Raw genomic sequence first — 26,663 nt, 5'->3', positions numbered from 1 at the left:
CCCTCGAGGGTGACTGCGTACCTTTTGTATAATGGGTCAGCGACTTATATTTTGTAGCGAGGTTAACCGATTAGGGTAGCCGTAGTGAAAGCGAGCGTTAACTGCGCGTTTAGTTGCAAGGTATAGACCCGAAACCCGGTGATCTAGCCATGGGCAGGTTGAAGGTTGAGTAACATCAACTGGAGGACCGAACCCACTAACGTTGAAAAGTTAGGGGATGACCTGTGGCTAGGAGTGAAAGGCTAATCAAACCGGGAGATAGCTGGTTCTCCCCGAAATCTATTTAGGTAGAGCCTCGGACGAATACTTACGGGGGTAGAGCACTGTTAAGGCTAGGGGGTCATCCCGACTTACCAACCCTTTGCAAACTCCGAATACCGTAAAGTACTATCCGGGAGACACACGGCGGGTGCTAACGTCCGTCGTGAAGAGGGAAACAACCCAGACCGCCAGCTAAGGTCCCAAAGTCATAGTTAAGTGGGAAACGATGTGGAAAGGCCCAGACAGCCAGGAGGTTGGCTTAGAAGCAGCCATCCTTTAAAGAAAGCGTAATAGCTCACTGGTCGAGTCGGTCTGCGCGGAAGATGTAACGGGGCTAAACTATGCACCGAAGCTGCGGATTCAAACTTTGTTTGAGTGGTAGGGGAGCGTTCTGTAAGCCGTTGAAGGTGTACCGGGAGGTATGCTGGAGGTATCAGAAGTGCGAATGCTGACATGAGTAACGATAATGCGGGTGAAAAACCCGCACGCCGGAAGACCAAGGGTTCCTATCCCATGTTAATCAGGGTAGGGTAAGTCGACCCCTAAGGCGAGGCCGAAAGGCGTAGTCGATGGGAAACGGGTTAATATTCCCGTACTTGGTATAATTGCGATGGGGGGACGGAGCAGGCTAAACAAGCATGGCGTTGGTTGTCCATGTGAAAGTGAGTAGGTTGAGAGTTTAGGAAAATCCGGACTCTTAAGACTGAGACACGAGACGAGCACCCAAGGGTGTGAAGTTGTTGATGCCATACTTCCAGGAAAAGCCTCTAAGCTTCAGATTATACCGAATCGTACCCCAAACCGACACAGGTGGTCAGGTAGAGAATACTAAGGCGCTTGAGAGAACTCGGGTGAAGGAACTAGGCAAAATCGTACCGTAACTTCGGGAGAAGGTACGCTCCTATCTGTGATGAGACTTGCTCTTTAAGCGGACGGGAGCCGCAGTGACCAGGTGGCTGGGACTGTTTATTAAAAACACAGCACTGTGCAAAATCGCAAGATGACGTATACGGTGTGACACCTGCCCGGTGCCGGAAGGTTAATTGATGGGGTTAGTTTTCGGACGAAGCTCTTGATCGAAGCCCCGGTAAACGGCGGCCGTAACTATAACGGTCCTAAGGTAGCGAAATTCCTTGTCGGGTAAGTTCCGACCTGCACGAATGGTGTAACCATGGCCACGCTGTCTCCACCCGAGACTCAGTGAAATTGAAATCGCAGTGAAGATGCTGTGTACCCGCGGCTAGACGGAAAGACCCCGTGAACCTTTACTACAGCTTGGCACTGAACATTGAACCTACATGTGTAGGATAGGTGGGAGGCTTTGAAGCAGAGACGCTAGTCTTTGTGGAGCCGTCCTTGAAATACCACCCTTGTAGTTTTGATGTTCTAACGTTGGTCCCTAATCGGGATTACGGACAGTGCCTGGTGGGTAGTTTGACTGGGGCGGTCTCCTCCCAAAGAGTAACGGAGGAGCACGAAGGTTGGCTAAGTACGGTCGGACATCGTACGGTTAGTGTAATGGTAGAAGCCAGCTTAACTGCGAGACAGACACGTCGAGCAGGTACGAAAGTAGGTCATAGTGATCCGGTGGTTCTGAATGGAAGGGCCATCGCTCAACGGATAAAAGGTACTCCGGGGATAACAGGCTGATACCGCCCAAGAGTTCATATCGACGGCGGTGTTTGGCACCTCGATGTCGGCTCATCACATCCTGGGGCTGAAGTCGGTCCCAAGGGTATGGCTGTTCGCCATTTAAAGTGGTACGCGAGCTGGGTTTAGAACGTCGTGAGACAGTTCGGTCCCTATCTGCCGTGGGCGTTTGAGAATTGAGAGGGGTTGCTCCTAGTACGAGAGGACCGGAGTGAACGAACCGCTGGTGTTCGGGTTGTCATGCCAATGGCACTGCCCGGTAGCTACGTTCGGAACTGATAAGCGCTGAAAGCATCTAAGCGCGAAGCAGGCCTCGAGATGAGTTCTCACTAGACTTTTAAAGTCTCTGAAGGGCCGTTGAAGACTACAACGTTGATAGGCAGGATGTGGAAGTGGTGCGAGCCATTAAGCTAACCTGTACTAATTACCCGTGAGGCTTAACCATACAACGCCAAACGCGTTTTATGACAGCGTAACAGACAGAAGTTAAGAAACTAAAGTAGACATTTACTTGATATCAGAATTCCGAATTTTAGTTGATTGCCAAGGCGATTAACGACCCAAATTTGCTTGGTGACAATAGCGTTTTGGACCCACCTGACCCCATGCCGAACTCAGTAGTGAAACGAAACAGCGCCGATGATAGTGTGGCATTTGCCATGTGAAAGTAGGACATTGCCAGGCTCCAAATTAAAGAAAGCCCGATTCGAAAGAGTCGGGCTTTTTTGCGTTTGGAGCTGTCAGCTTTCAGCCGTCAGATAATAAATGTCAGCTGAGCGGTGGAGTTGTTTAGTACAGAGTCTCCCTCAGCAACAAAACCCCGTAGGAGGCACGTCAGTGCCGTATCTAGAGCTTAACAAACACATTCATGGTAAGCCATTCCTACAACTACACTTTGCCTAGAGCCTAGAGCCTAGAGCCTAGAGCCTAGAGCCTCCGGCAGAGGGAGACGCAGTATCAAACACCTTCACCGCGCGGCTGAAAGCTGATAGCTCGGTGTCACTCACACTGCTGTATTTCTCTCACATCGCCGCGGCCATCGCTTAGGTAGCATTGTTCTAGCAACGAGCAGTAGCAGATCTCGGTTTTAATGCTATTACGCTGCTTGTTTACTTTGTCCCATTGAGTTTCATTAAATCCCGTTCGCTTGAAACGAAAAAGTTTAAGTTCGCTGCCAGATGCCAGCAACCGGTTATCACTGGCACTCGTCATAATCCAGCCAAATGCTTCGAAAATATTTATGTCGGGAGAATCTTCTTGCAGAGTTTGTAGCTGTGTTTCATATGCTTGTGTATCAAAACAGCATGCAGAAATTACTTTATAGATATCTAAATATGATTGGTCGTTATAGTGATACTTCACGTACTTTACTATCGCAGGTCCTGATCCTGAATTAGTGAGTTCAAAGGTGATTTCAGGTAGGTTTTTTTCTTCATCAAAATTCCCCGTTATCACTTCAAGCCAAGGCCATGTGGCGGCTTTTACTTGTCGTTCTGCAGCGTTGGCTTGCAAGTAAGTGGCATAAAAGGAGGCTGCGGAGATAATAATGGCACAGAGTGCGAGAAATAGGTTTAGTCGCTCGTTGGTAAACCATGCCTTATGCTGGTTGCTAGCAGGTTGAGTTTTTTGCTGGGTGGTCTTTGTTTGCTCTTCAACGTTAGAGTCTTGCTCTGTTTTCACTGTTGAACAGCTTACGTCCTGTTGCTGATTATCCATAATTATTGATTGTTGTTTTTATAGACTAATAAAGATACAACTTTAATTGGATAGATAAAAGAGACAGGGAGTAAAACTCCCTGATTTGGTATTAACTATTTGAGATAAACACCGTGAGCTTTTCACCTACTCTTAAATTATCTCTTGAAAGGTTATTCCATTGTTTAAGCTTAGTGATACTGACTTTGTATTGCTTTGCTATCTTCCAAAGGCTATCGCCAGATTTCACCTTATACTCGATTTGCTGATCCGCTAATTGCGGCAATATCAGCTTTTGACCAATACGAATGGTGTTTGTTTTTAGGTTATTGAAGGTTTTCAGTTGGCTAACTGTTACTTTATAGTTCTTTGCAATCACACTTAAACTATCACCGCGTTTAACTGTGTAATGTTGCCACTGGCTATAATCATTGCTCTTTTGATTAGCTAATAGAGTTTGATAACTTGCTTGCTGATCTTTGGGGACCACAATATGTGGCGCATCAATCACCGCTGGGTATCGGATAACACCATGGTTTAGCTCTTCAAGCTCTTGCCACTTCGCTTTATCTGCTAAGATCACTGCACCAGTCACTGGTAAGGTTGCAATAGCTTGCTCATTCTTAATCGCAGGGAATACCATTTTTTGGTGTTTTAATAATTGTGCTGCGGCCAGTAACTTAGGTACGTACTGTTTGGTTTGTGATGGTAGTTTTAAACTAAAGAAGTCCGTCGACTTACCTTGTTTTTTATTACGAGCAATTGCCTGTAATACTCGCCCTTCACCAATATTGTAGGCAGCAATAGCGTGATACCAATCGCCATCAAAGCGTTTATAAAGGTATTCCATAAAATCCAAAGCTGCACGGGTGCTGTCGACCACATCTTGGCGACCATCATACCAAGGGGTAATTTTTACTTTGAAGTATTTGGCGATTGAGGGGGTGAGTTGCCATAAACCCGATGCATGTTTGTGTGAATAGGCACTGGCATCAAAATCGCTCTCTATAAGCGGCATTAGAGCGAGTTCTATTGGTAAGTCACGGTTTTCTACTTCTGTGACGATATGATACAAATACGGCGCTGCACGGCGGCTTATTTCTTCCATGTAATTTGGATGAGTAAGGTACCAAGCAATGCGCTTTTGTACATCTGGGTGACTTGAATCGCTAAACTGCAGTTGAATGCGAATACGTTGCCATACGTCATCAAGCTCACTTGGTTTGAGCGGTGTCACCGTGTCTACTTGTTTTGTTTTAGCTTCTGCAACCACAGTACCAGGATTGGCTTTGATGGTGGGCTTCTTTTCGGGAAGAGACTCAGGGGCAGTCTGACAGCCTGTTACAATGAGAGAAACAACAACAAGGCCTAAAAATCGATTTAAAAACACGTATTAAAATACTCCGTTAACTTAGGTGCGGGTAAACTAAAGCGCCTAAGCTTAACATAGGGTGAGCTAAAAATGACCATTAGATTAACAGCTCACTAACTTACTCACCCAATTGAAATTAAAACGAAATACTAACTTGTAACCCAGCATAACCATGGTTTTGTGCTTCCCAATAGCGGCTGTCTATTTCTCTGGCTCTGGCATAGACCTCTATTCTGAATGGCTTTGAGTCCACGCCCATACCCACACCAACATAGCCATCAATATTATTGTGATCGTCATCATAGCGGTCGCTGTAGTCGTGGTCATCGCGGTCGTCGTATACAGCAAGTTCAATTAAATCTAAGCCCACTTCGCCATAGACAAAAAAGTCGCTGAAATAACCAAATTTGATGCCGCTATCTAAGGTTAGAAATGTCTCCCGATCACCTTTTTTAGTAAATACTTCTGCTGAGCCTAGTGCCGTTGTAAATGCTGCGCCGAAATTGCTGTAGTTATTTTTAGCCATAAATTCGATGCCGGCTGAGGTGATTGAATCAGTACTATTATGCTCTGACTTAACAAACAGGTTCATATTAGGGCTGTCATAAATACCAGCAAAGCTTTTTGTAGGAATAAAGGCAAGTGATGAGAGCAGTGCTAAGGCGAGGTACTTCATATTGGTTAATCCATTAAACGTTAATGGGTACATGATACCAAACAGCGCCTTAGCAAATTGTAAGTAAGTGTTCTAACTATGTAAGCTAACCGAACACGCAACGAAAGCAGGCTCCTTGCTGGCGTTTGATATATACCAGATCGCCGCCATGATTGAGCATGATCTGGCGCGATAAACTTAAGCCTATTCCTGAGCCTTGTTGCTTGGTAGTAAAAAATGGCACGAAAATCATCTCAATCACATGATCGCTGATACCTGTACCATTGTCGCTGACCTCTAAATACAGTTGCTGATTAGCATTTTGTGCAATATTTACCTCTATGCATTTAATTGTCTCTGGATTATTTAATTGTTTAAGTACATCAAGGGCATTTTTAAGCAGGTTTATTATCACTTGCTCAACTTGGCCTCTATCTATCATTACTAACTGTTGGCTTTGCACCGATAAATTCAAAGTAATATTAAGTTGCTTAGCTTGTTGTGAGTGCAGAGCGACAACTTGCTTGGCAAGATCTGCCAGAATATGTGGCTGTAAGTGTGGGGCGGGTAAGCTACTAACCTTTTTAAATTGCGCTATAAACTCGCCTAAATGCTCGGTTCGTGATGCGAGTGTTGTTAGGGCGAGTTGCAAGTCTTGTTTATCTTCCTGATCATCAAAACTAAGCTCATTTGGCAGCAGTGCCGTACAAGTTTGTGCTAACGAAGAGAGTGGCGTAATCGAATTAGCAATTTCATGAGTCAGTACTTTGGTGAGGCGCTTATAAGCTTGTTGCTCTTTTAATTGCAGCTGATCATGAATAGATTGCAAACTGATCACTTTACGAACTTTACCTTGGATTTCGGCAATACTGATCTGCACAGATAACGTATCGTGCTGCTCGCCATTTTGCCATGGCACGGTATTACGGCTATTTTGTTTAGCGTCTTGAACTAGGTTTGCGATTACACCTAGATCTTCAATGTGCTTTACTGCTTGCCCAAGTAAACGACTGACCGCCGGATTGCTTTCAATAATAGTGCCTTGTTCATCACATACTAATACCGCTAAATCGATATGAATTAATAGCGCTTGTAAGAACTGGGCTTGTTGCTCTGCATTAAAACGTGCAGCCTGAATTTGTTGTTTAACCTGCTCAAATTGCTGCTGCATAGGGTGTTGGTCACCAAAGCCTAATGTGCTGTCTCCATTCGCTAAAGCGCGAAAAACCATATCTGCACGCCTTGTTTGGCGTTTAAATAAATTAAAAATTTGCGCGGCACATACCAAATTTAAAATAACTAAAAGTGCCGAAATAGCAGAAAACCCGCTTTGCTGTACTTGCCAAAACAAAGCAATTGAGAAACCAATTAGTGCAGCTAATAGGCCAGCTAAGCTAATGAAATTTCGCATAGATTAAAGTCCATATTTTTCTAAACGACGATACATGGCTCCGCGTGTCAGGCCGAGTGCTTTAGCTGCGTGACTAACGTTGCCTTGAAAATGCTTTAAAGCTGCACGAACGGTTCTCTGTTCGATGATTTCAAGATCAAAAGTGTCGTAGTCAGCAGCGTTCGTAGAGAGTTCATTTGTGCTTACACTGGTACTTGGTGAGCTTATCACTGAGCTTATATCGAGCTCTGAGCCTTCTGATAGGATGACTGCTCGCTCAATTGCATGCGCAAGTTCACGGACATTGCCTGGCCAATGATACTGACTTAAACGTGTCATATCAGATGCCGTAATCGAGAGCTCACGTTTGTATTTATGTGCAAAGTGCTGCAAGTAGTAGTTACACAGTAATGGAATGTCTTCACTGCGCTCACGCAGAGCTGGCAAACGGATCTCTACGGTATTAACACGGTACAGTAAGTCTTGCCTAAATTTACCTTCAGTAACTGCTTGTTCGAGGTTTTCATTCGTTGCACAAATCAAACGAATATCAATATCGATGACTTTTGAGCCACCAACCGGTGTTATTTGCCTGTTTTGTAGTGCCGCAAGTAGTTTAACTTGTTGGTTAAGCGGTAAATTACCTAGCTCGTCTAAAAATAAACTACCACCATGGGCCAGCTCAAATCGGCCAATGCGATCTTCTTTCGCGCCAGTAAACGCCCCTTTTTTATGGCCAAATAGTTCGCTTTCAAACAGGCTTTCGGCTAGTGAGCCCATGTCTAGGCTTATGAAGGGTTGGCTTTGGCGCTGGCTTGCATTGTGGATTGCATGTGCGGTGAGTTCTTTACCTGTGCCACTTTCGCCACTAATCAATATGTTGGCATCTGTGTTGGCTGCTTTGTCGATAACCGAAAAAACCTGCTGCATGGCATCACTTTGGCCTAAAAACTCAAATGGTTGATTGCCGATTGACTGCTGCAAGGCCTGCTTTTGTTTTGTGAGCTTACCAACTTGCTGTTTGTCTTTAGCGTGTGAAAATGCCGCCGCTACAGCACCGAGTAATTGCTCATTTTGCCAAGGCTTGGCAATAAAGTCAGAGGCACCGGCTTTAATTGCTTCGACCGCTAGCTGAATATCGCTGTAGGCCGTCATAAGCAGTACCGCAATGTTAGCGTCTTGGCTCATGATTTTTTTTAGCCAGTAGAATCCTTCTTTGCCACTAATTGAGTCTTGCGTGAAGTTCATATCGAGTAACACTACATCAATAGCCTGATCCGCTTCATGCTGTGCGTTAATGATACCTTCGATATTAAAGGGGTTATCTGTGGTTTTTACAACCTGATAATGCTGCTTTAAAAGTAATCGTGCGGCGATGAGTACGTCGGGGTTATCATCGACGATAAGAATTGATCCTGCTTGTTTCATAGCTATTTATTATTATTCCTTTATGGGAACACTAAGACTAATTGAAAATAGTAAAAGTGTCCATTTATGGACGATATATGGGTTTTGAAGTGTTCTATAAGCGGACACTTGATTATATACATGCTTGTTGATTTTTGTATAAGTTATTGTTATTTAATAAAAATAAAAGTTGGCACAAGAGTTGTTTTATCTATAGGTAATTAGCACCTAGATAACTTAAAGGCGTCGACATGGATAAGAAAATTACACGCTCAAATAATAAAGCATTTTTTAAGAAATCAGTAATAGCAGCTGCATGCTTAGCTGTTGCGGCTGCAGCTTATGGTTTCACGCAAACTGAGCAAACAGGTCGTAGTCAGCAAGTAACCGCGACAAGCTTAACGATTAGCACAGTACAACAAGGTGAATTTGTTGATGCTTTAAGTCTTCGTGGTCAGGTTATGCCTCGTACTACCATTTATCTCGACACCATTGCCGGAGGCCAAGTTGAAGAGCGACTTGTTGAGCAAGGTGAGTTTGTTAAAAAAGGCCAACCACTTGTGCGTTTAAGTAATACCAATTTGCAGCTTGATGTAATGAGCCGTGAAGCACAGGTGACTGAGCAGCTTAATTTTTTACGTAACACGCAAATGAATATGGAAACCAGCCGTTTAAACTTACGTCGTGATTTGCTTGAAATCGATCTTAAAATTACGCATTTATCGCGTCGCTTAAAACAAACTCAGCCGCTAGTGAAAACGGGTGTGTTAGCGCAAGAGCAATTATCTGAAATTCAAGAAGACTTAGCGTATTACAAAGCTCGTAAAGAACTAACCCTTGAGCGTCAAAAGCAAGAAAACAGCATTCGTGAAGTTCAAGTAGCTCAGTTAAAAGATAGCGCCGACATGCTAGAGAAAAACCTACAGTTTGCGCGAAAGAACCTTGAAAACTTACTCGTAACAGCACCAGCAGACGGTTATTTAAGTGAGCTTGATGTTGAAATTGGTGAATCAAAAGGCCGTGGTGCTCGCCTAGGGCAGATTGATATTCCTAATGAATACAAACTAGTTGTGCGACTAGATGAGTTTTACCTAAGCCAAGTTCAAGCAGGTATGCAAGTGCTTATTGAACATGAACAAGGCGAAATTGCGGCAACAGTTAGCAAAATTGATAGCCGTGTTCAGCAATCACAGTTTCAGGTTGAAGTCGATTTACCAAACGGCACGAGCAACATAAAACGCGGACAAAGTCTTGATGTGCAGTTGATGCTAGGTGATAGCAAAGGCACTGCTTTATTACTTGAACGCGGCGCATTTTTTACCAGCTCAGGAGGTAACTGGGTTTATGTCATGGATAAAGATGGCAATCGTGCAGTACGAAAAGACATTCGTCTTGGCAAAAAGAATCAAAACTATTATGAAGTGTTAAGTGGCCTAAGTGCCGGAGATCGCGTGATCACCTCTAGCTACAGCAACTTTGATAAAGCCCAACAACTACAATTTTAAGGATAAAAACAATGATTAAATTAACTAACTTATCACGCGTATTCCGTACTCAAGATGTTGAAACAACAGCGCTTAACAATATTAACTTACATGTAAACGAAGGCGAATTTCTTGCCATTATGGGGCCATCTGGCTGTGGTAAATCAACATTACTCTCTATTTTAGGTATGTTGGATTCGCCATCAGCAGGCAGTTTTGAGTTTTTAGGCGAAGACATCGCAGGGTTTGGTGAAAAGCAATTAGCAACACTTAGAAAAGCGTCGATTGGTTTTGTTTTCCAAAGCTTTAACTTAATTGATGAATTAACAGTATTTGAAAACGTTGAGCTGCCATTACAGTATCAAAATATCTCAAAAAGTGAGCGGAAACAGCGAGTAGACGCAATCTTAAAACGTGTCGCAATCGACCATAGAGCAGATCACTTACCGCAGCAGCTATCGGGTGGTCAGCAGCAACGTGTAGCAGTAGCCAGAGCTCTCGTGATTAATCCAAAACTAATCTTAGCGGATGAGCCTACGGGTAACCTTGATTCAAAAAATGGTGATGAAGTCATGGCGATGCTACGTGAGCTAAATCGCGAAGGTACCACGGTAATTGTGGTTACTCACTCAGAAAAAGAAGGCAATTATGCTGACCGTTTAGTGCGCTTACTTGATGGCCAAGTGATGGTTGATAAGGCTAACCGTGTTCAACAAACAGCAGAGGTGGCATAACATGATTTTAAGTTATTTGATCACCGCGCTGCGCGCGTTCAAAAACCAAAAACAGCACTTTATTTTAAATGTTCTGGGTTTGAGTGTGGGCTTAGCTGCGGCAATTCTAGTTGCTTTGTTTGCAAAAAATGAGCTTTCGTACGATAGCCAACAGCCTCATGCTGAGCGTGTTTATCGCGTTGGCCAGGACTTCTCAAAACTTGGTTTAGCTGTGGTGCCTATTTTTAATTTTGTGCAGTCAAAGCAGGCCGAAGATTACAGCCAAGTTGAAGAAGTGTTCGGATTAACTATGGTCGAGCTGACCCGTGAAGCTATGGTTGATGTGAGTTATCGAAACCAAGGCTATAAGTTAAATGCTTTGTATGGCGCGACTCCTAATATTGAAAACTTTATTGCTCTAGAAACGCTTGCAGGTGACTTAACAACAGCAATGAGTACACCAGATAGCCTAGCGCTTAGTGAATCAGAAGCACTGCGCATTTTTGGTCGCACCGATGTGATTGGTGAAACACTAACACATGAACAAGGACAGTACACAGTGCGTGCCGTGTTTGCAGACTTAACAGATAACACTCACTTTGCTTTTAAAAACCTTGTTTATGTTAAGCATGATCCAAGCAAAATAGACATCAATAGTAGTTATGTTTACATGCGTTTAGCTGAGGGCACCGATACAGACGCTTTAGCTAAAACTTTAACAGAGCGCTTTTTTAGCGGTTCGATGCTGGAACAAGTTAGTTTAGAGCTGCATCCATTACTTGATTTGCACCTAACGGCTAAATCACCATTTGAGATGAAAGCGGGTGGCGCTAAACAAGTGGTCATGATCTGTGTTGGTTTAAGTGTGTTACTTATTCTTATTGCAGGTTTTAACTTCATTAATATGACCGTCGCTCAATCGACTAAACGTGCAAAAGAAGTGGGTGTGCGTAAAGCGCTTGGCGCAAGTAAAGGCCAGTTAGTAACGCAGTTTTTATCTGAATCTGTGTTGGTATCAATGCTTTCAATGGTGATTGCATGTGCTTTAGTGGAGCTATTTTTACCAAATTTTAATCAACTAGTAGACCGCGAATTGGTCGTGAATTATGCCTCTGAATTTGGCATTGCCATTATTTTGGTCGCAATTGCTGTGGGCATATTAGCTGGGCTTTATCCTGCATTCTTTATTTCGTCATTCAGTGCAAAACGCGTTTTAAGTGGTGACTTACAGCGTGGTAATACTGCAATATGGGTTCGTAAGAGCTTACTAACCTTACAGGCTTCACTAGCAATAGGTTTAATCATTGCCTCTATTACCTTGTTAAAGCAATTAACTTACTTACAAAGCTTACCTTTAGGCTATGAAACAACACAAAGATTGGTTATTTCGGAGCTTCCTGTAGGCGAAGTATTCACAAAAGAAAAAAATGCCTTAGTTAACCGTATTAGTGCGATTCAAGGCGTACAGCAAACAACAGTGATTGATACTCGTTTAACTGTTTCAATCAATAATACACTTATGCCAACGTGGCCAAATGGTGAAGCGTCTGGCAGCTTAACGCCTGTTGTTGGCGCAAGCTACGATGTTGTAAAAACACTAGGATTAAAACTGGTTGCTGGTCGTGACTTTAGTCGTGAATTTGCTGGTGATTGGGCAAGCCGTGAAAATGGGGTAACAAGTACGGGTACCATTGTGACTGAATCTGTCGCAAGGCAAGCAGGTTACACTAACATGAGTGACATTATCGGTAAGGTAATTAAAGACTCAGGTCGCGGCGTAGATATGCGTGTTGTGGGTGTGGTTGAAGATGTAAAAGTAGGTAATGCTAAAGATGCCAACTCAAATATTATGTTCTTATGTGGCTTTAACTTCTTATCACCAGTATCAGAGTTAATCTTAACCATTGATCAGCAAAACTTGCCTTATATTAAAGCTGAGATCGCTGAAGTATTAGCAAGCACAGCCAATATCTATGAGCCGAAAATTAATTTACTCGCAGACAACTACAAAACGTTGTTAAAAGGTGATGAGCGAATTTCGAATGTAGTTTTAATCTTTACCGCTCTTGCTGTGTTCTTAACTTGCTTAGGTACCTTTGGTTTGGCTTCGTTTGCAACAGTGCGTCGTCAAAAAGAAGTGGCAGTTCGAAAAGTGCTAGGTGCATCTCGCATCAGTATCGTAAATATCATTGCTAAAGAGTTCTTAGTGCTGGTGGGCGTGAGTATTGCTATTGCTTACCCGGTTACTTACTTCTTAGTAGGAGATTGGTTAGCAAACTTTAACGACCGCATTGAACAAGCCGTGTGGGTGTATGGCGCTGCGGCTGTGGTCGTTGCGGTTATCACGTGGGCAACGGTGGCAAGCCTAGCATTTAAAGCGGCCAGCACCCGTCCATCATTAATCCTTCGTTATGAGTAAATTGAGTTTTTAGTCAAGACTATGCTCTATCGGCGTAGCTGATGGGGCATTTTTAGGTAGAACAGGTAAGGTCTAAAGGTAAAACATGTTAGTATCACACATTACCACGGCATTTAGGGTATTTAAGCGGCATAAGTTGTACGCGCTTTTGAATGTCTTTGGACTAAGCATAGGTCTTGCTGGGGCGCTTTTAGTGGCGTTATTCGCAGAGTACGAATTGTCGTTTGATAAAATGCAGCCCGATCATCAGCAAGTATATCGTTTGCATGTTGATGTAAATGTACCCGGCTTAGAAGAGATCCCATTAACGGTTGTAAGCATTGCGCAAACAGTGTCTTCACGCAGCGATGTAAGCGATTTATTGGTGTTGGCAGATGTGGTTGATAGCGATTTGCTTTCCGCTCATATTAATGTTGCAGGGCAAGCATTTAAGCTGCGTAATTTATATGGTACATCGGCTAATATTCGCGATTTTATTCATTTAGAGGTGATGCTTGGCAACCTAGAACAAGTACTCTCTGTGCCCAATCAAATAGCTCTGAGTAACAGTGAAGCCACAAGGCTGTTTGGTAGCGCCAGTAAAGCGTTCAGACAAACGTTATTGATGGGCGAGCAAAGTGTCACTGTGGGTGCTGTTTTTGATGATTTACCCGATAACAGTCACTTTTTGTTCCATGCTTTAGTGTCTGTTGATTTCACCATACATAACGATATATCGAGTTATGTTTATCTAAAAACTCAGCAAGGAGCTGATTTAAAAGACATCGAAAAGCTGTTAGCTAGTCGTCTTATCGAAAAATATCAGTTAAAGAATAGCCAACTTGAGTATCGTTTAGTGCCGATGCGAGAGGTGTACTTTAAAGCCCATTCGCCCTTTGAATTTAAACCAGGCGGCTCGGCTTTTTTAGTGAACTTGAGCTTGGTGCTAAGTGTCTTACTACTCGCTATTGCTGCAGCCAATTACATTAATATTGCGGTATCGCAATTGCTTTATCGCATCAAAGAAATTGCCATGCGCAAAACCTTGGGGGCGAGTAAGCGACAATTAATACTGCAATTTTTGTTAGAAGCCTTGCTATTGGTGATCCTTGCTACGTTGTTAGCGTTGTGTTGGGTTGAGATGTTATTACCAAGTTTTAGTGCCTTTGCGAATCGACCATTGCAGCTTATTTGGGACTGGTCACAATTGCTAGCTGTATTGGGCGTGGTGTTTTTATTGGCTTTAATATCTGGTGCTTATCCGGCTTTTTGTGTCGCACGCGCACCGCTAAAAAGTTTACTTGCAGGGCAATTGCAAACAGGTCAAGCGGTGCGTAAAGGCCTGTTAGTATTTCAAGCAGCCATGGCAATGGCCTTAATTGTTTGTACTATGGTGAGCTTACAACAGTTAACGTTCTTGCAAAACTTGTCGCTTGGTTATGATGCGACAGATCGCATTGTGATACATGATTTAAGCAGCAAGCAATTGATGGAAAAAGAACACGCGATACTTAATGAGATCCGTGCGCTGCCAGGTGTCATGCAAGTGACCACTACAGACACAGATTTAACCGACAGTATTCTTGAAAGCTTTTATTTCCGTTGGCCCAATGGCTACGAAGAAAGCGAACTGCCACCGACCATAGGCACAGGTTTCCATGCCGTTGAAACCTTGGGTCTGACACTACTTGCAGGCCGAGATTTTTCACCACAGTTTCAGAGCGATTGGCTGCACTCTACCGATGAGCATACTGAGGCGCAGCAGGGCGAAGGTAACCTTCAAGCAATGGCTATTTTGGTGACCGAACAAATGGCAAAGCGTGCTGGCTACGATAATGTGGATGAGGTGGTAGGTCTGCATGTTCAGGGGCTTTATCGCAATATTAATGCAACCATTGTCGGTGTGGTAAAAGACATTAAAGTCGGTTCGGCGAAAGATGATTGGCTGCCTGTGTCATTTTCAGCAGGGTATAGCTCGCAATCAACCGTTCGATTGGTGGTAAGCACCGAACAAGCAAACTTTTCTCAGTTATTTAATCAGTTACGCCAGCTTTTAAAGCAGTTTAATTTAACCGCCGATCCGCAATTTAGCTTGATGCAGCAAGACTTAGCCAAGGTTTATAGCGTCGAGCATGATTTGTTTGTGCTCATTCGAAACTTCTCTGTGCTGGCCATGTTTTTAAGTTGCTTAGGTTTATTTGGACTTGCTGCGTTTGCAGCGAAACGTCAGCAAAAGCAATTAGCCATTCGAAAAGTATTGGGTGCAACCCGTTTAAGTTTAGTTAACCTACTTGCCCGTGAGTTTTTAATCGTAGTATTCGCAGCAGCGGCAATTGCTTTGCCTCTAGCTTATTGGCTAATGGATGACTGGTTGCAAGGTTTTAACGACCGTATTGAGCAAGCCGTGTGGGTGTATGGCACTGCGGCACTTTTGGTCGCACTCTTTACTTGGCTGACTGTCGCAACCCTTGCCTTCAAGGCGGCCAGCACCCGTCCATCATTAATCCTTCGTTATGAGTAACACTTAACTCATGATCCACTCCAAGCCTAGCAATAAAGCTGGGCTTTTTTACACCTTTAAATGGCCACCAAGTCCAGCAAATTCTTTATGCAGAAAAACGTCATATACAGTTAGCTAAAAATGAGCGGCAGACGAATTAACCTGTTTTTTAAACTGCTCTTTGTAACGACGTGATAAGTTAAGTATTTTTCCCGTTGTAAGTTTCACCTCACTATCACCACTTGGCAATGGCGTGATTGATTCAATCACATCGAGTCTAATAGCATGAGAACGGTGAATACGGCAAAAACCTTGCGGTTCTAACCGAGATATAAGATGGGTCATGGTTGTACGTAGCGGATAAATACGTGAGCCAATATGTAGATTTACGTAATTGCCGCTAGATTCAAGCCAGTCAATTTGATCTGTACAGATGATGAATTCTTTGCCTAGTTTTTTAACCAGTAATCGGTCGAAATTCAAATCCTGTTGGGCGTTTTCTTCATGATTGATTGGCTTGGCTTCGCCGGTTAATTGGCTAACAATGTATTGATACGTTTTAATAATCACAATTAAAGATAAAAACCCCCATAAGTCTTTACGGTATTCATAAAGTAACTCAAACCACAGCAACCCGAAGTCATACTGCATGTCTTGAATTGTGTAAATGAACTCACGGATAGCGACCATGATCCCTACGTGTAATAAGGAAAAAATAATGCTTGCGAATAAATAAGTGAGCAATGAGCGAGTGATCTTTTGCCAATTAAAGGGTTGGGTTTGCAATAACCAAACTAAAGCAGGAAATAATAATAAGGTGCCGATAGCGCTTGAATATTCCCAGACAAAGGGCTCCCAAAGCAAAAATGACAGTTCACCATCGCGTTGGGCTTCCATGATATCTGAGCTGGCATTAATAGTGTTATTTATAAAAATATAACTAAATAAGAATAATGTCGCATACCAAGTTCGGTTACGCTGAAAATGCATTAAGGTGATCATTATTATTGTTACTCTTTGAAGACCGTAATTAGACTAACAAGATAGTGATAAATCACCAAACATACTATCCCTGATATCCACCGTTTATCCCTACTGATTGTTTTATCGACCTTTTCTGATAGCTTAACGTTATGTGTTGTTCATAGTTGTTATTAACTTGTCGTAACCATAATCAATCATGAAACTTAAAATAATAATTAAAAACACAACACGCACGTTATTACAGCCATGGCAAAATGCGTTTAATCAAGCCGTTGAGTTACCACCGCGTCGTTATGATTTAGATTGGCTAAGAGTACTTGCCTTTGGCTTATTAATTTTTTACCACACAGGTATGTTATACACTCAAAATTGGGGCTTTCACTTTAAAAGTCAGTATTTATCCAGCAATATAGAAAACATCATGCTCTTATTGTCGCCTTGGCGGATGGGGTTAATCTGGTTTATCTCAGGTGCTGCACTGAGGTTCATAATTGCGCGCGCTAGCTTAGGTGGTTTTTTAATATCACGCAGTGTCAGAATATTACTGCCATTATTAATTGGAGTTTGGTTTATTGTGCCAGTTCAGCTATATGCGCAAATGAGCCAAGAGACCGGTTTAGCGATAAGTTACTGGCAGTTTTACTTGCAGTTTTTTGATTTGACAAACCCTCTATTTGAATATTATCAAGCAGGTATTTGGCCTCATGTTGATGTAAACCATCTTTGGTACTTACGCTCGTTATGGCAATTTACCTTATTGCTCGTGTTTGCTCTGCCACTGCTTCATCACCATTATGTTCAAACAGTGATTACACGTCTATGTGAACAGTCGTTATTAATTATTTTTATCATATTGCTATTGCCGCTTTGTATTTTAAAGTTGAGCTGGCCGAGCGATACATTTCGATACCCCATGGGTGCTTTATTTTTACTTTATGGTTACTTACTTGCGTGGCACTCAGTATTTTATAGTCGGCTACTTCTTCATTGGAGGGCATTATGCGTGGTATTTATTGTAGGTTACCTGATTGTAGTGGCGGGCTATAACATGATTTGGCAAAACTCAGCTGCCAGTCAGTGGCAAATTACGGGCATGGATATGTTGTATACCGCGCAACGATTAGTTGGTGTGTTAATGATGCTGGCACTAGCACAACGTTTTTTAAATCACGATCACCCTAAATTGGCTTTATTGAACTCAGCGGTATTTCCTTTTTATCTCTTACATCAAAGTGTGATTATTGGCCTTGCCTTTTATTTATCGAAGCTGCAATTGGGTGGTTTCATGGAGTCACTACTTATACTAAGTCTTACTTTTATTCTTTGTTGGCTAGTGTTTATAGGTGCGCGTCGCGTCGATTTATTAAGTCCATTTTTAGGGATTAAAGTCACAGGTAAATATAAAGCATGGCAAGTAAAAGTTGGTTTTGGTTGTGGACTAATCCTAGTAAGCCCATTGATTATCAGGTTAATTTAGCATTAAAAATATAACTTAAAATATTTTATAAATGGTTGGTTTTAGGTGGTATGTGCTACAAAACTCGGTTAGATTAAAAGGCTACTATGTGGTTATAACTACAACCTCAGCAAAGCAAACTTATTTTAGGGATGATTGATGCGTTTTTTACTACTACTTGTTTTTTTATGGGGCTTGCCTAGCGTAGCATTTGCTAAAACAGCACCTAATTCAACGCCCATAAATTCTGCTTCAGTTATAGCTAAAACGCAAAATAGCCAAGATTTGATCTATCAGCAACTATTAAGTATGCACGGCCAACTTATTCGACTTGATGAAAAACTTCAGCAACAAAAATCACTCGGTTATGACGTTAAAACCTTAGAAAACACACAACAAGAGCTAAAAACTCAGTTAGCCAGTTTACAAACAAAACTCGAAACGCAAGAAAAGCTGCAAACTAATCAATTGAATGGGTTTAATGGGCGGATTTCTGACATAGCAAGTAATACAAATATGTGGGGAATGGCATTTACCCTATTTGGTTTGATTATCACGGTTGCTGCAATCGCACTCGGTTTTAGTGCAAAAAACAGAGCGGTATACGAAGCCAAGCAGGCTGCTAATACAGCCTCAGAAAGTCATATGGAAAAGTGGTTATTAGATAATAAAGATAAATTAATTGTAGATACTAAAACTGAACTTAAAAATGTGAGTCTTCAGTTAAAAGAGCGAGCTGAGAAATTAGAAATAGAGGCAAGGGATGCACTGGAAAAAATCAAGCAAGAACAGCAACTAGCTTGGGATGCTCTCTTAGAAGAAAACAAAGATGTTGTTACCTCGAAAAGAAATAAAGAAGACAATACAACGACCAAACATAAAAAACCGAGAGTATATCAAACAGCTCTAGAATGGTTTAAAGCGGGTTTAAAGGCGTTTTCAAGTAATGAATATGACGAAGCACTCAATGCTTGGAACAAGGTTTTAGGGTTAGTTGACAGTGAAAAAGAGTCTAAGCTGTATGCCATTACAATGGTTAACCAAGGTGTTACTTATGGGAGGCTAGGCAAGGCTGATGAGGAGCTCAACAGCTACGCAACCTTGATTGAGCAGTTCAAAGACTCATCGAATGAAGAAATTCAAATTCCAGTGGCTAACGCGATGTGTAACCAAAGCGTTGCCTATCGTCAGCAGGGCAAGCTTGAGGATGCAATCAGCAGCTACTCAACCTTGATTGAGCAGTTCAAAGACTCATCGAATGAAGAGATTAAAATTCGAGTAGCTCAAGCGATGTTTAACCAAGGCGTTACCTATGGTCAGCAAGGCAAGCCTGATGAGGAGCTCAACAGCTACGCAACCTTGATTGATCAATTCAAAGACTCATCGAATGAAGAGATTCAAATCCAAGTGGCTCAAGCAGTTTATAACCAAGGCGTTACTTATGGTGAGCAAGGTAAGCCTGATGACGAGCTCAACAGCTACGTAACCTTGATTGAGCAGTTCAAAGACTCATCGAATGAAGAGATTCAAATCCAAGTGGCTAAAGCGATGTGTAACCAAGGCGCTACTTATGGTCAGCAAGGCAAGCTTGAGGATGCAATCAGTAGCTCCGCAACCTTGATTGAGCAGTTCAAAGACTCATCGAATGAAGAGATTAAAATTCGAGTAGCTAAAGCGATGTATAACCAAGGCGTTACTTATGGTCAGCAAGGCAAGCCTGATGAGGAGCTCAACAGCTACGCAACCTTGATTGATCAATTCAAAGACTCATCGAATGAAGAGATTCAAATCCAAGTGGCTAAAGCGATGTGTAACCAAAGCGTTACTTATGGTGAGCAAGGTCAATTTGATGACGAGCTTAACAGCTACGCAACCTTGATTGATCAATTCAAAGACACATCGAATGAAGAGATTCAAATCCAAGTGGCTAAAGCGATGTGTAACCAAGGCGCTACTTATGGTCAGCAAGGCAAGCTTGATGAGGAGCTCAACAGGTACGCAAGCTTGATTGAGCAGTTCAAAGACTCATCGAATGAAGAGATTAAAATTCGAGTAGCTCAAGCGATGTATAACCAAGGCGTTACCTATGGTCAGCAAGGCAAGCCTGATGAGGAGCTCAACAGCTACGCAACCTTGATTGATCAATTCAAAGACTCATCGAATGAAGAGATTCAAATCCAAGTAGCTAAAGCGATGTGTAACCAAGGCGCTACTTATGGTCAGCAAGGCAAGTTTGAGGATGCAATCAGTAGCTCCGCAACCTTGATTGAGCAGTTCAAAGGTTCATCGAATGAAGAGGTTCAAAAAACTATAGCTGACTCAAGCGCAAACATAGCTGAACTGGCTTTACTTTATGAAACGCCAGAACAAGTCCTTAATCGTGTTGCAGAGGCAGAACAATACTCAAATAACTCAGAGAACATAGCCGTGATGCAGTTTATTCGCTTTTTACTTGACGATAAAACGATTGAAGAGGTGTTTACTGCTTTAACCGCAATCCCAGCGGAAGTAAAATTATCGTGGAACTTTAGTGAGATTAAAGGTTACCTAACCGATAATTTTGAAGGAAAAAAGCAGCAACAAATACAAGCTGTTGTGCAGTATTTTGAGCAACATAAAGATATTGAGCAATTAAGGGTTGAATTAGGTATTGAAAGCTAGCCTTTGCCTTTTTATTGCTATAAACCCTATGTAGGGCATGCTTTAGCGCGTCGGTATGAGAGTTAAAGGTCTTTGACCTTCACCGCAGGGTTACCTGCTACTAAAGTATTTGCCGCGACATCTTTAGTAACTATTGCCCCTGCGCCAATCACGGAATTATCAGCAACTTTAATACCCGCAAGTATAATGGCGCCTGCACCAATCCATACATTGTTGCCAATGCTAATCGGTGCTGCAAAGTTAGCTTTTGCTAAACGCTCGGTTGGGTTTACAGCATGCGATACCGCGAGTATTTGCACGTTAGAGCCTATTAAGCAGTCATCGCCTATCGTAATTTGCGCATCAGATAGCGGCGCATCGAGCATAGTACAGTTAATATTTATGAAGGTGCGATCACCTATTTTAATACCACTGCCATAATCACAATGAAAACCAGCTTCAATAACAACCTGTTCGCCACAGTGAGCAAACATGCTTCTTAGTCGTTTTAAATTGCCTTTACTTGGGCTTTTGGCAAATAAACGGCAAATTTCATGGGCATTTTTTCGTTGTTCAAATAAGGGCTTATCGAGGCTATTAAACTCTTTCATGGGGCTGTTCATGGTTATATTTGTTAATAGCTTAGCTTGTTAGCGGTGAAGATCAAAATTAAACCTGTGTAGGTTAACGATCATTCACTTGCCATTTATATTGTTTCGTTTAAAATCTCACAACTTTCGAAACGAAACTTATGTGATCATATAAATGACAAAACGAAACACTCAACAACGTCGCCATACAATCTTAAGCCAAGTGAATGAACTTGGTGAAGTTGCTGTTGAAGCGTTAGCTGAGCAGTTTCAAACTTCTGAAGTGACCATTCGTAAAGATCTGACAGCACTTGAAAAAAGTGGCTTATTACTGCGCCGGTACGGTGGTGCTATTGCACTGCCGCAAGAAATCGTTGCAAATAGCAATGAGAAAAGCGACTCGCTTCGCAAAATGGCAATCGCACAGGCCGCTGCAAAGCTGATTAAAGATCATAACCGCATCATCATTGATAGCGGTCGCACTACCGCGGCGATGATCCCAGAGCTTGCGAGTAAACGCGGTTTAGTGGTGATGACCAATGCTATTAATGTCGCTAACCGACTACTTTCATTAGAAAATGAGCCAACATTATTGATGACTGGGGGAACCTGGGATCCGCATTCAGAATCGTTTCAAGGCCAAGTTGCGGAGAATGTTCTACGCTCTTACGACTTTGACCAACTCTTTATTGGTGCCGATGGCATTGATATTGATAGAGGTACCACAACCTTCAATGAATTAGTGGGGCTTAGCCAAGTGATGGCTGAAGCTGCCCGAGAGGTAGTGGTGCTGGTAGAGTCAGAAAAAATTGGCCGAAGAATACCTAATTTAGAACTGCCTTGGCAGCGTGTTACCACTGTTATCACAGACAACAATCTAAGCGCAGATAAGCGTGAGGCGATAACAGCATGTGGAGTACAGCTGATCTGTGCAGAAATTGAATAACCCGTAATAAGACCGACAACACCTTATTACATTAAATTTATGACAACACATACCGCCCAAAGTAAAACGCTTTGGCATGTGCAAAAGGAGAAATTATGTGTGGAATCGTTGGGGCTGTTGCAGAACGCCCAGTAAACAAAATACTTGTTGAAGGCCTAAAGCGTCTTGAATACCGTGGTTATGATTCGGCTGGTGTGGCTTTACTTAAAGGTACTGAGCTAAACACTGTAAAGTCAGTGGGTAAGGTTGCTAATCTTGAAGCGGCACTGAATGATGCAGCAGTAAATGGTACTACAGGTATCGCACATACACGCTGGGCAACTCATGGTGGCGTAACTGAAGCGAATGCTCACCCACATGTTTCGAACAGCGAAATTGCCCTAGTTCATAACGGTATTATCGAAAACCATGCCAGTCTACGTGATGCGCTTAAAGGCGACGGTTATGAGTTTTTATCAGAAACAGACACTGAAGTAATGGTGCACCTTATTCACCAACTTCGCCAACAGCACGATACGCTTTTAGCAGCAGTACAAGCTGCAGTTAAGCAGTTTGAAGGTGCATTTGGTACCGTTGTTTTTGATAAAGCGAACGACAACGAAATCATCGTAGCGCGCTCTGGTAGCCCATTGGTGATTGGTTTGGGTCTTGGCGAAAACTTTATTGCCTCTGACCAACTTGCTCTATTACCTGTTACACGTAGCTTTATTTACCTTGAAGAAGGCGATGTTGCTCGTATTACTCGCGACAGTGTTGAAATTTTTGATGCAAACGGCGATGCAGTAGAGCGCGAAGTGATTGAATCAAACATTACGCAAGATGCATCAGGTAAAGGCGAATATCGTCACTACATGCTGAAAGAAATTTACGAGCAGCCACTTGCTGTACGTAACACGCTTGATGGCCGCCTAGTTAATGATACTGTAGCGATTGATGCCTTCGGCGATAGTGCTCAGCAAATCTTTAAAGATGTAAAACACGTACAAATTATTGCCTGTGGTACATCATATCACTCAGGCATGGTTGCTCGTTACTGGCTTGAGCAGTTTGCAGGCGTAAGCTGTAATGTCGAGATTGCTTCTGAGTTCCGTTACCGTGAATCATTTGTACATGAAAACAGCTTACTTGTGACCATTTCACAGTCTGGTGAAACAGCCGATACGCTTGCTGCACTTCGTCTTGCAAAACAGCAAGGTTACATGGCGTCAATGACCATTTGTAACGTACCGGGTTCATCGTTAGTACGTGAATCTGATTTAGCCTTTATGACAAAAGCAGGTGCTGAAATTGGTGTTGCATCAACTAAAGCTTTCACCACACAGCTTGTTGGCTTATTAATGCTAACGGCATCTATTGCGCAAGAAAAAGGCCTAGATCAAAGTGCGATTGTGAATGCAATTAAAACACTTCCTAACAAGTTAGAAGAAGCATTACTACTTGCTGAAGGGATTGAAGATTTAGCTGAAGAATTTGCTGACAAGCACCACTCACTATTCTTAGGTCGTGGTTCACAATACCCAATCGCGATGGAAGGTGCGCTCAAGCTGAAAGAAATTTCATACATTCACGCCGAAGCATACGCAGCGGGTGAGCTTAAGCATGGCCCTCTCGCGTTGATTGATGCCGACATGCCTATCATTGTTGTGGCACCAAACAACGAACTACTAGAAAAGCTTAAATCAAACGTAGAAGAAGTACGTGCCCGTGGCGGTATTATTTATGTATTCGCAGACAAAGACTCAGCGTTCAATTCTGACGAAACGATGCGTGTAATCAACGTAAATCATGTCGATGACGTGATTGCCCCAGTTGTATATACAATTCCACTACAGCTGCTTTCATACTATGTTGCGGTTATTAAAGGCACCGACGTAGACCAACCTCGAAACCTAGCAAAATCGGTAACGGTTGAGTAAGTTAAAGTATAAAGAGCCGGCTGTGGATTCTAAATAAAGTTGGAAACTACAGAACAAAGTTTGAAATATATTAAAACGGCCAATTTCATGGCCGTTTTATTACTTTAATGATATTTAGTATTCGTATACCTCTCCCACACCTCCAGACTTACCTTGTTTCTTTGTAGGAAAGTCATAAACAGCCCTAAATTGTCTTTTGGAAGATGGTTTATCTAAAATATGGCAGCAGCTAAAGCTGCTGGCTTACCATGCCATTCGATTTCTGGTTGCGCACGCAGTTTAAGTTTAACGATTCACATAACGAAGAGTCCAATAAAGCTGAATATTGAAAATATAAAAATCGTGATGATGCTATAGTTAAAGATGCCCAATAACATTAGATGAAGTCCAAAAAATTGAATTTCAAATATAAAGGCAGCCATTTTTATTTGAACAAGTGGACTTCCCACCCCTCAGAGCACAATCTACTACCCTTATTGTTAACTTGTTTTTATCACAAGGTTGATAAGTAATAAGGGGGATTTTATGTGGTTTTATATTATATAGCTTAATGATATTGTTATAAGTTTTGATAGAAATGATTAAACGTTCGGAGCAGCAAGTTATCAAAAAAATAAGTATTTGGTTGGCATATATTGCACTAACTCTATTCTTTGCGAATTGCAAAGCTCAACCTCAAACACCGCAGCAAATTGCTGGGGAATACAGCAAACTTGTTTATTTGGCATCGCAGGTTATTGAAGAGGTCAATGGGGCTGGACGTGTTGAACTTATTGAAAAAATAGAGAATTCAAACTTATTAGCGGACGATTCTATACTTGGTAAAATATTTCAAACGATAATTAGGGAAACTCTTGCTTCTCGGGGCCTGTTATCTTCAACTTTAACAATCAACCAATATAATTTATCTGAGCAAAACTGGGCTTATTTACAATCTATTGATACAGAGTTATACGCTGCGAATAGAAGTTTTTACATTTATATTCATGGTGTTAATGTCGAATCAACTCCTAATAAAAGAGTTGCCATCACTATCCCACAGTTACAAAACTTGAAACAGCAGATTATTGAACTTGGAGACAAGCATGCAATTGCAATTGTTAGTGCTCGTTTAGGAGAAGAAATAGAAGAAATTTCATTGCTCAAAGCGTTATCTGAATATGAATATGCTTTACCTTATTTGAGAAAATTTGACCCGTTGAGGCCTATGGAAACCCAAATGTCATCAATCCGTGTTCATCACTGGATTGCAGACATTTATAACGATTTGCAACTGCATATGCCTGCTTTAGAGCACGGTAATGTATTGTTATCATTATTAAGTGAAGAAGAAAAAAAACCTCTATACATCAATCCCAGTATTTATGCACTTAATAAACTGGGTCGGTTTGACGAGGCGCTTAAATTAAGTGACGAAGCAATTAGAAGAGCTGAACGCAATAAAAATGATATCGAACTGTTTATTTCTAAGATGTTGAAAATTTCTGTATTAACTCATCGAAATCAACAGCAGGATGGGGTAACTATTTTAAAGCTTTCTAAACAAATGGAACAACTCATTGGTAATCAACCAAATGAATCATTAGTTATGTATTTAAAGCTTGCTAGAGCTCTAGCATCGGCAATAGAGGAAAGCAAAGAAGTCGAATTTGAGCGTATAGTTAAAGACTATGCCGATCAGGCAAATTCTTTCATGAATAACAGTAATCACCCGGGGGATGTAAGTTTAACTATTAATCATAACTTAAGACGATTATATGAGTTAAATGGTAATTATGATAAAGCGTTTTACTTTGGTAAGTTATACCAATCTGCTAGGGTAAATTACAACTCAGAACATTTTGGGATAGGGAACATTACGCCGATTGATTCTTTAACTAGGGATATTGAAATAGCAAAGTTTAGAAATGAATTATCCATGCAGGAAAAGGCAGAACTAAAGAAGGAAAACCTTAACCTACAGCTCATCATTTTTATTCTATTATTTTCTTTGCTGGCGACAGCTACATTTATGTTTTGGCGTGATAAGAGGGCCTTAAAAAGAATAGCAGAAACAGATACATTGACTGGTGCAAAAACAAGAAGAGCAATGTACAAATTGGCCGAGAAGGCACTGCAAGTTAATAACTCGACCTGTTTCGTTCTAGTGGATCTGGATCATTTTAAGCAAATAAACGACTCCTATGGTCACCTAGCCGGTGACGAAGTTTTAAAAGGGTTTAGTAACGTAGTTTCAGAACGTATTAGAGAAACAGATTTATTTTGTCGTTATGGCGGTGAAGAGTTTTTATTAATATTAAACAACTTAGATAAAAAGACAGCGGTTACGCTCGTTGATGGCATTAGAGAAAAATTTGAAGGTATTAATAGCTGGAAAGAATTGGACTCTACGACAAATGTTAGCTTTTCAGCAGGTGTTGTCGAAATCAATCAGGTTTCTAATATAGACTGTATTATTAAACAATGTGACGGCTTACTATACAAAGCCAAGGCGAATGGACGAGCAAAGACAGAGTCATAAAAATAGATTGTATTGTTAATGGCGTTTAAATCGATCGTAATTAGCAATGCAAAATAGAATACGTTTAACTTTTTCAGTTGAAATC

At 41.8% G+C, this 26,663-nt stretch carries 16 protein-coding genes and 2 rRNA genes (1 of these 18 running past the window's edge); 11 read left to right on the top strand and 7 right to left on the bottom strand.

Annotation, left to right across the window (positions count from 1 at the left end):
- Positions 1 to 2,356 (top strand): 23S ribosomal RNA (locus tag QUE86_RS07620); it begins 527 nt to the left of the window's first position.
- A 124-nt stretch (positions 2,357 to 2,480) separates the two neighbouring features.
- Positions 2,481 to 2,595, top strand: a 5S ribosomal RNA gene (gene rrf, locus QUE86_RS07615).
- A 315-nt stretch (positions 2,596 to 2,910) separates the two neighbouring features.
- Here the strand turns inward: rrf and QUE86_RS07610 are convergent.
- The 5 genes from QUE86_RS07610 to QUE86_RS07590 all read right to left on the bottom strand — a co-directional run bounded on the left by QUE86_RS07610 (position 2,911) and on the right by QUE86_RS07590 (position 8,451).
- Positions 2,911 to 3,627 (bottom strand): hypothetical protein, encoded by a 717-nt coding sequence (locus QUE86_RS07610; RefSeq protein WP_178926431.1) that lies wholly within the window; start codon positions 3,625 to 3,627, stop codon positions 2,911 to 2,913.
- A 91-nt stretch (positions 3,628 to 3,718) separates the two neighbouring features.
- Positions 3,719 to 4,996, bottom strand: coding sequence for a LysM peptidoglycan-binding domain-containing protein (locus QUE86_RS07605; protein WP_286260246.1), 1,278 nt, complete (start codon positions 4,994 to 4,996; stop codon positions 3,719 to 3,721).
- 118 nt (positions 4,997 to 5,114) lie between these two features.
- Entirely contained in the window at positions 5,115 to 5,654 is a 540-nt protein-coding gene (locus QUE86_RS07600; RefSeq protein WP_178926430.1) for a hypothetical protein, read from the bottom strand.
- Between the two features lie 85 nt (positions 5,655 to 5,739).
- Positions 5,740 to 7,044 (bottom strand): sensor histidine kinase, encoded by a 1,305-nt coding sequence (locus QUE86_RS07595; RefSeq protein ID WP_286260244.1) that lies wholly within the window; start codon positions 7,042 to 7,044, stop codon positions 5,740 to 5,742.
- 3 nt (positions 7,045 to 7,047) lie between these two features.
- Positions 7,048 to 8,451 (bottom strand): sigma-54-dependent transcriptional regulator, encoded by a 1,404-nt coding sequence (locus QUE86_RS07590; protein WP_286260243.1) that lies wholly within the window; start codon positions 8,449 to 8,451, stop codon positions 7,048 to 7,050.
- 230 nt (positions 8,452 to 8,681) lie between these two features.
- Here QUE86_RS07590 and QUE86_RS07585 point away from each other — a divergent pair, with 230 nt between their 5' ends.
- The 4 genes from QUE86_RS07585 (at position 8,682) to QUE86_RS07570 (ending at position 15,546) form a co-directional block, all read left to right on the top strand.
- Entirely contained in the window at positions 8,682 to 9,935 is a 1,254-nt protein-coding gene (locus QUE86_RS07585; protein WP_256855086.1) for an efflux RND transporter periplasmic adaptor subunit, read from the top strand.
- 11 nt (positions 9,936 to 9,946) lie between these two features.
- Positions 9,947 to 10,648, top strand: coding sequence for an ABC transporter ATP-binding protein (locus QUE86_RS07580; RefSeq protein WP_063528939.1), 702 nt, complete (start codon positions 9,947 to 9,949; stop codon positions 10,646 to 10,648).
- A 1-nt stretch (position 10,649) separates the two neighbouring features.
- Complete coding sequence (locus QUE86_RS07575; RefSeq protein ID WP_286260235.1) at positions 10,650 to 13,046, top strand: ABC transporter permease; 2,397 nt, start codon at positions 10,650 to 10,652, stop codon at positions 13,044 to 13,046.
- Positions 13,047 to 13,131: 85 nt separating this feature from the next.
- On the top strand, positions 13,132 to 15,546 hold the full coding sequence (locus QUE86_RS07570; RefSeq protein WP_250661478.1) for an ABC transporter permease: 2,415 nt from the start codon (positions 13,132 to 13,134) through the stop codon (positions 15,544 to 15,546).
- A 114-nt stretch (positions 15,547 to 15,660) separates the two neighbouring features.
- Here the strand turns inward: QUE86_RS07570 and QUE86_RS07565 are convergent, their stop codons facing one another.
- The gene (locus QUE86_RS07565; protein ID WP_130052221.1) at positions 15,661 to 16,524 is read right to left on the bottom strand and encodes a LytR/AlgR family response regulator transcription factor; all 864 of its coding nucleotides are present in this window, start codon (positions 16,522 to 16,524) and stop codon (positions 15,661 to 15,663) included.
- Positions 16,525 to 16,705: 181 nt separating this feature from the next.
- Here QUE86_RS07565 and QUE86_RS07560 point away from each other — a divergent pair, with 181 nt between their 5' ends.
- Entirely contained in the window at positions 16,706 to 17,986 is a 1,281-nt protein-coding gene (locus QUE86_RS07560; protein ID WP_167659223.1) for an acyltransferase family protein, read from the top strand.
- Between the two features lie 138 nt (positions 17,987 to 18,124).
- Complete coding sequence (locus tag QUE86_RS07555) at positions 18,125 to 20,626, top strand: tetratricopeptide repeat protein (RefSeq protein ID WP_286260229.1); 2,502 nt, start codon at positions 18,125 to 18,127, stop codon at positions 20,624 to 20,626.
- A 62-nt stretch (positions 20,627 to 20,688) separates the two neighbouring features.
- Here QUE86_RS07555 and QUE86_RS07550 read toward each other — a convergent pair whose 3' ends face one another.
- Complete coding sequence (locus tag QUE86_RS07550) at positions 20,689 to 21,216, bottom strand: sugar O-acetyltransferase (RefSeq protein WP_167658308.1); 528 nt, start codon at positions 21,214 to 21,216, stop codon at positions 20,689 to 20,691.
- 154 nt (positions 21,217 to 21,370) lie between these two features.
- On the opposite strand from QUE86_RS07550, the gene QUE86_RS07545 reads away from it, so the two are divergent.
- The 3 genes from QUE86_RS07545 (at position 21,371) to QUE86_RS07535 (ending at position 26,578) form a co-directional block, all read left to right on the top strand.
- Complete coding sequence (locus tag QUE86_RS07545) at positions 21,371 to 22,141, top strand: DeoR/GlpR family DNA-binding transcription regulator (RefSeq protein ID WP_054552250.1); 771 nt, start codon at positions 21,371 to 21,373, stop codon at positions 22,139 to 22,141.
- A gap of 95 nt (positions 22,142 to 22,236) precedes the next feature.
- The gene (gene glmS, locus QUE86_RS07540) at positions 22,237 to 24,057 is read left to right on the top strand and encodes a glutamine--fructose-6-phosphate transaminase (isomerizing) (protein ID WP_130050154.1); all 1,821 of its coding nucleotides are present in this window, start codon (positions 22,237 to 22,239) and stop codon (positions 24,055 to 24,057) included.
- A gap of 577 nt (positions 24,058 to 24,634) precedes the next feature.
- Positions 24,635 to 26,578, top strand: coding sequence for a GGDEF domain-containing protein (locus QUE86_RS07535; protein ID WP_286260226.1), 1,944 nt, complete (start codon positions 24,635 to 24,637; stop codon positions 26,576 to 26,578).
- Positions 26,579 to 26,663 lie beyond the last annotated feature (85 nt).

This window comes from Pseudoalteromonas apostichopi (genome assembly GCF_030297135.1).
GTDB lineage: Bacteria > Pseudomonadota > Gammaproteobacteria > Enterobacterales > Alteromonadaceae > Pseudoalteromonas > Pseudoalteromonas apostichopi.
The sequence above is the reverse complement of the archived record's forward strand: the minus strand, read 5'-3'. Positions and strand labels throughout refer to the sequence as shown.

What these genes read in the sequence shown, in the direction of transcription:
- QUE86_RS07610 (WP_178926431.1), bottom strand. Translation starts at nt 3,627, where the DNA reads ATGGATAATCAGCAACAGGACGTAAGCTGTTCAACAGTGAAAACAGAG.
- QUE86_RS07600 (WP_178926430.1), bottom strand. Translation starts at nt 5,654, where the DNA reads ATGAAGTACCTCGCCTTAGCACTGCTCTCATCACTTGCCTTTATTCCT.
- QUE86_RS07595 (WP_286260244.1), bottom strand. Translation starts at nt 7,044, where the DNA reads ATGCGAAATTTCATTAGCTTAGCTGGCCTATTAGCTGCACTAATTGGT.
- QUE86_RS07590 (WP_286260243.1), bottom strand. Translation starts at nt 8,451, where the DNA reads ATGAAACAAGCAGGATCAATTCTTATCGTCGATGATAACCCCGACGTA.
- QUE86_RS07585 (WP_256855086.1), top strand. Translation starts at nt 8,682, where the DNA reads ATGGATAAGAAAATTACACGCTCAAATAATAAAGCATTTTTTAAGAAA.
- QUE86_RS07580 (WP_063528939.1), top strand. Translation starts at nt 9,947, where the DNA reads ATGATTAAATTAACTAACTTATCACGCGTATTCCGTACTCAAGATGTT.
- QUE86_RS07575 (WP_286260235.1), top strand. Translation starts at nt 10,650, where the DNA reads ATGATTTTAAGTTATTTGATCACCGCGCTGCGCGCGTTCAAAAACCAA.
- QUE86_RS07570 (WP_250661478.1), top strand. Translation starts at nt 13,132, where the DNA reads ATGTTAGTATCACACATTACCACGGCATTTAGGGTATTTAAGCGGCAT.
- QUE86_RS07560 (WP_167659223.1), top strand. Translation starts at nt 16,706, where the DNA reads ATGAAACTTAAAATAATAATTAAAAACACAACACGCACGTTATTACAG.
- QUE86_RS07555 (WP_286260229.1), top strand. Translation starts at nt 18,125, where the DNA reads ATGCGTTTTTTACTACTACTTGTTTTTTTATGGGGCTTGCCTAGCGTA.
- QUE86_RS07550 (WP_167658308.1), bottom strand. Translation starts at nt 21,216, where the DNA reads ATGAAAGAGTTTAATAGCCTCGATAAGCCCTTATTTGAACAACGAAAA.
- QUE86_RS07545 (WP_054552250.1), top strand. Translation starts at nt 21,371, where the DNA reads ATGACAAAACGAAACACTCAACAACGTCGCCATACAATCTTAAGCCAA.
- glmS (WP_130050154.1), top strand. Translation starts at nt 22,237, where the DNA reads ATGTGTGGAATCGTTGGGGCTGTTGCAGAACGCCCAGTAAACAAAATA.
- QUE86_RS07535 (WP_286260226.1), top strand. Translation starts at nt 24,635, where the DNA reads ATGATTAAACGTTCGGAGCAGCAAGTTATCAAAAAAATAAGTATTTGG.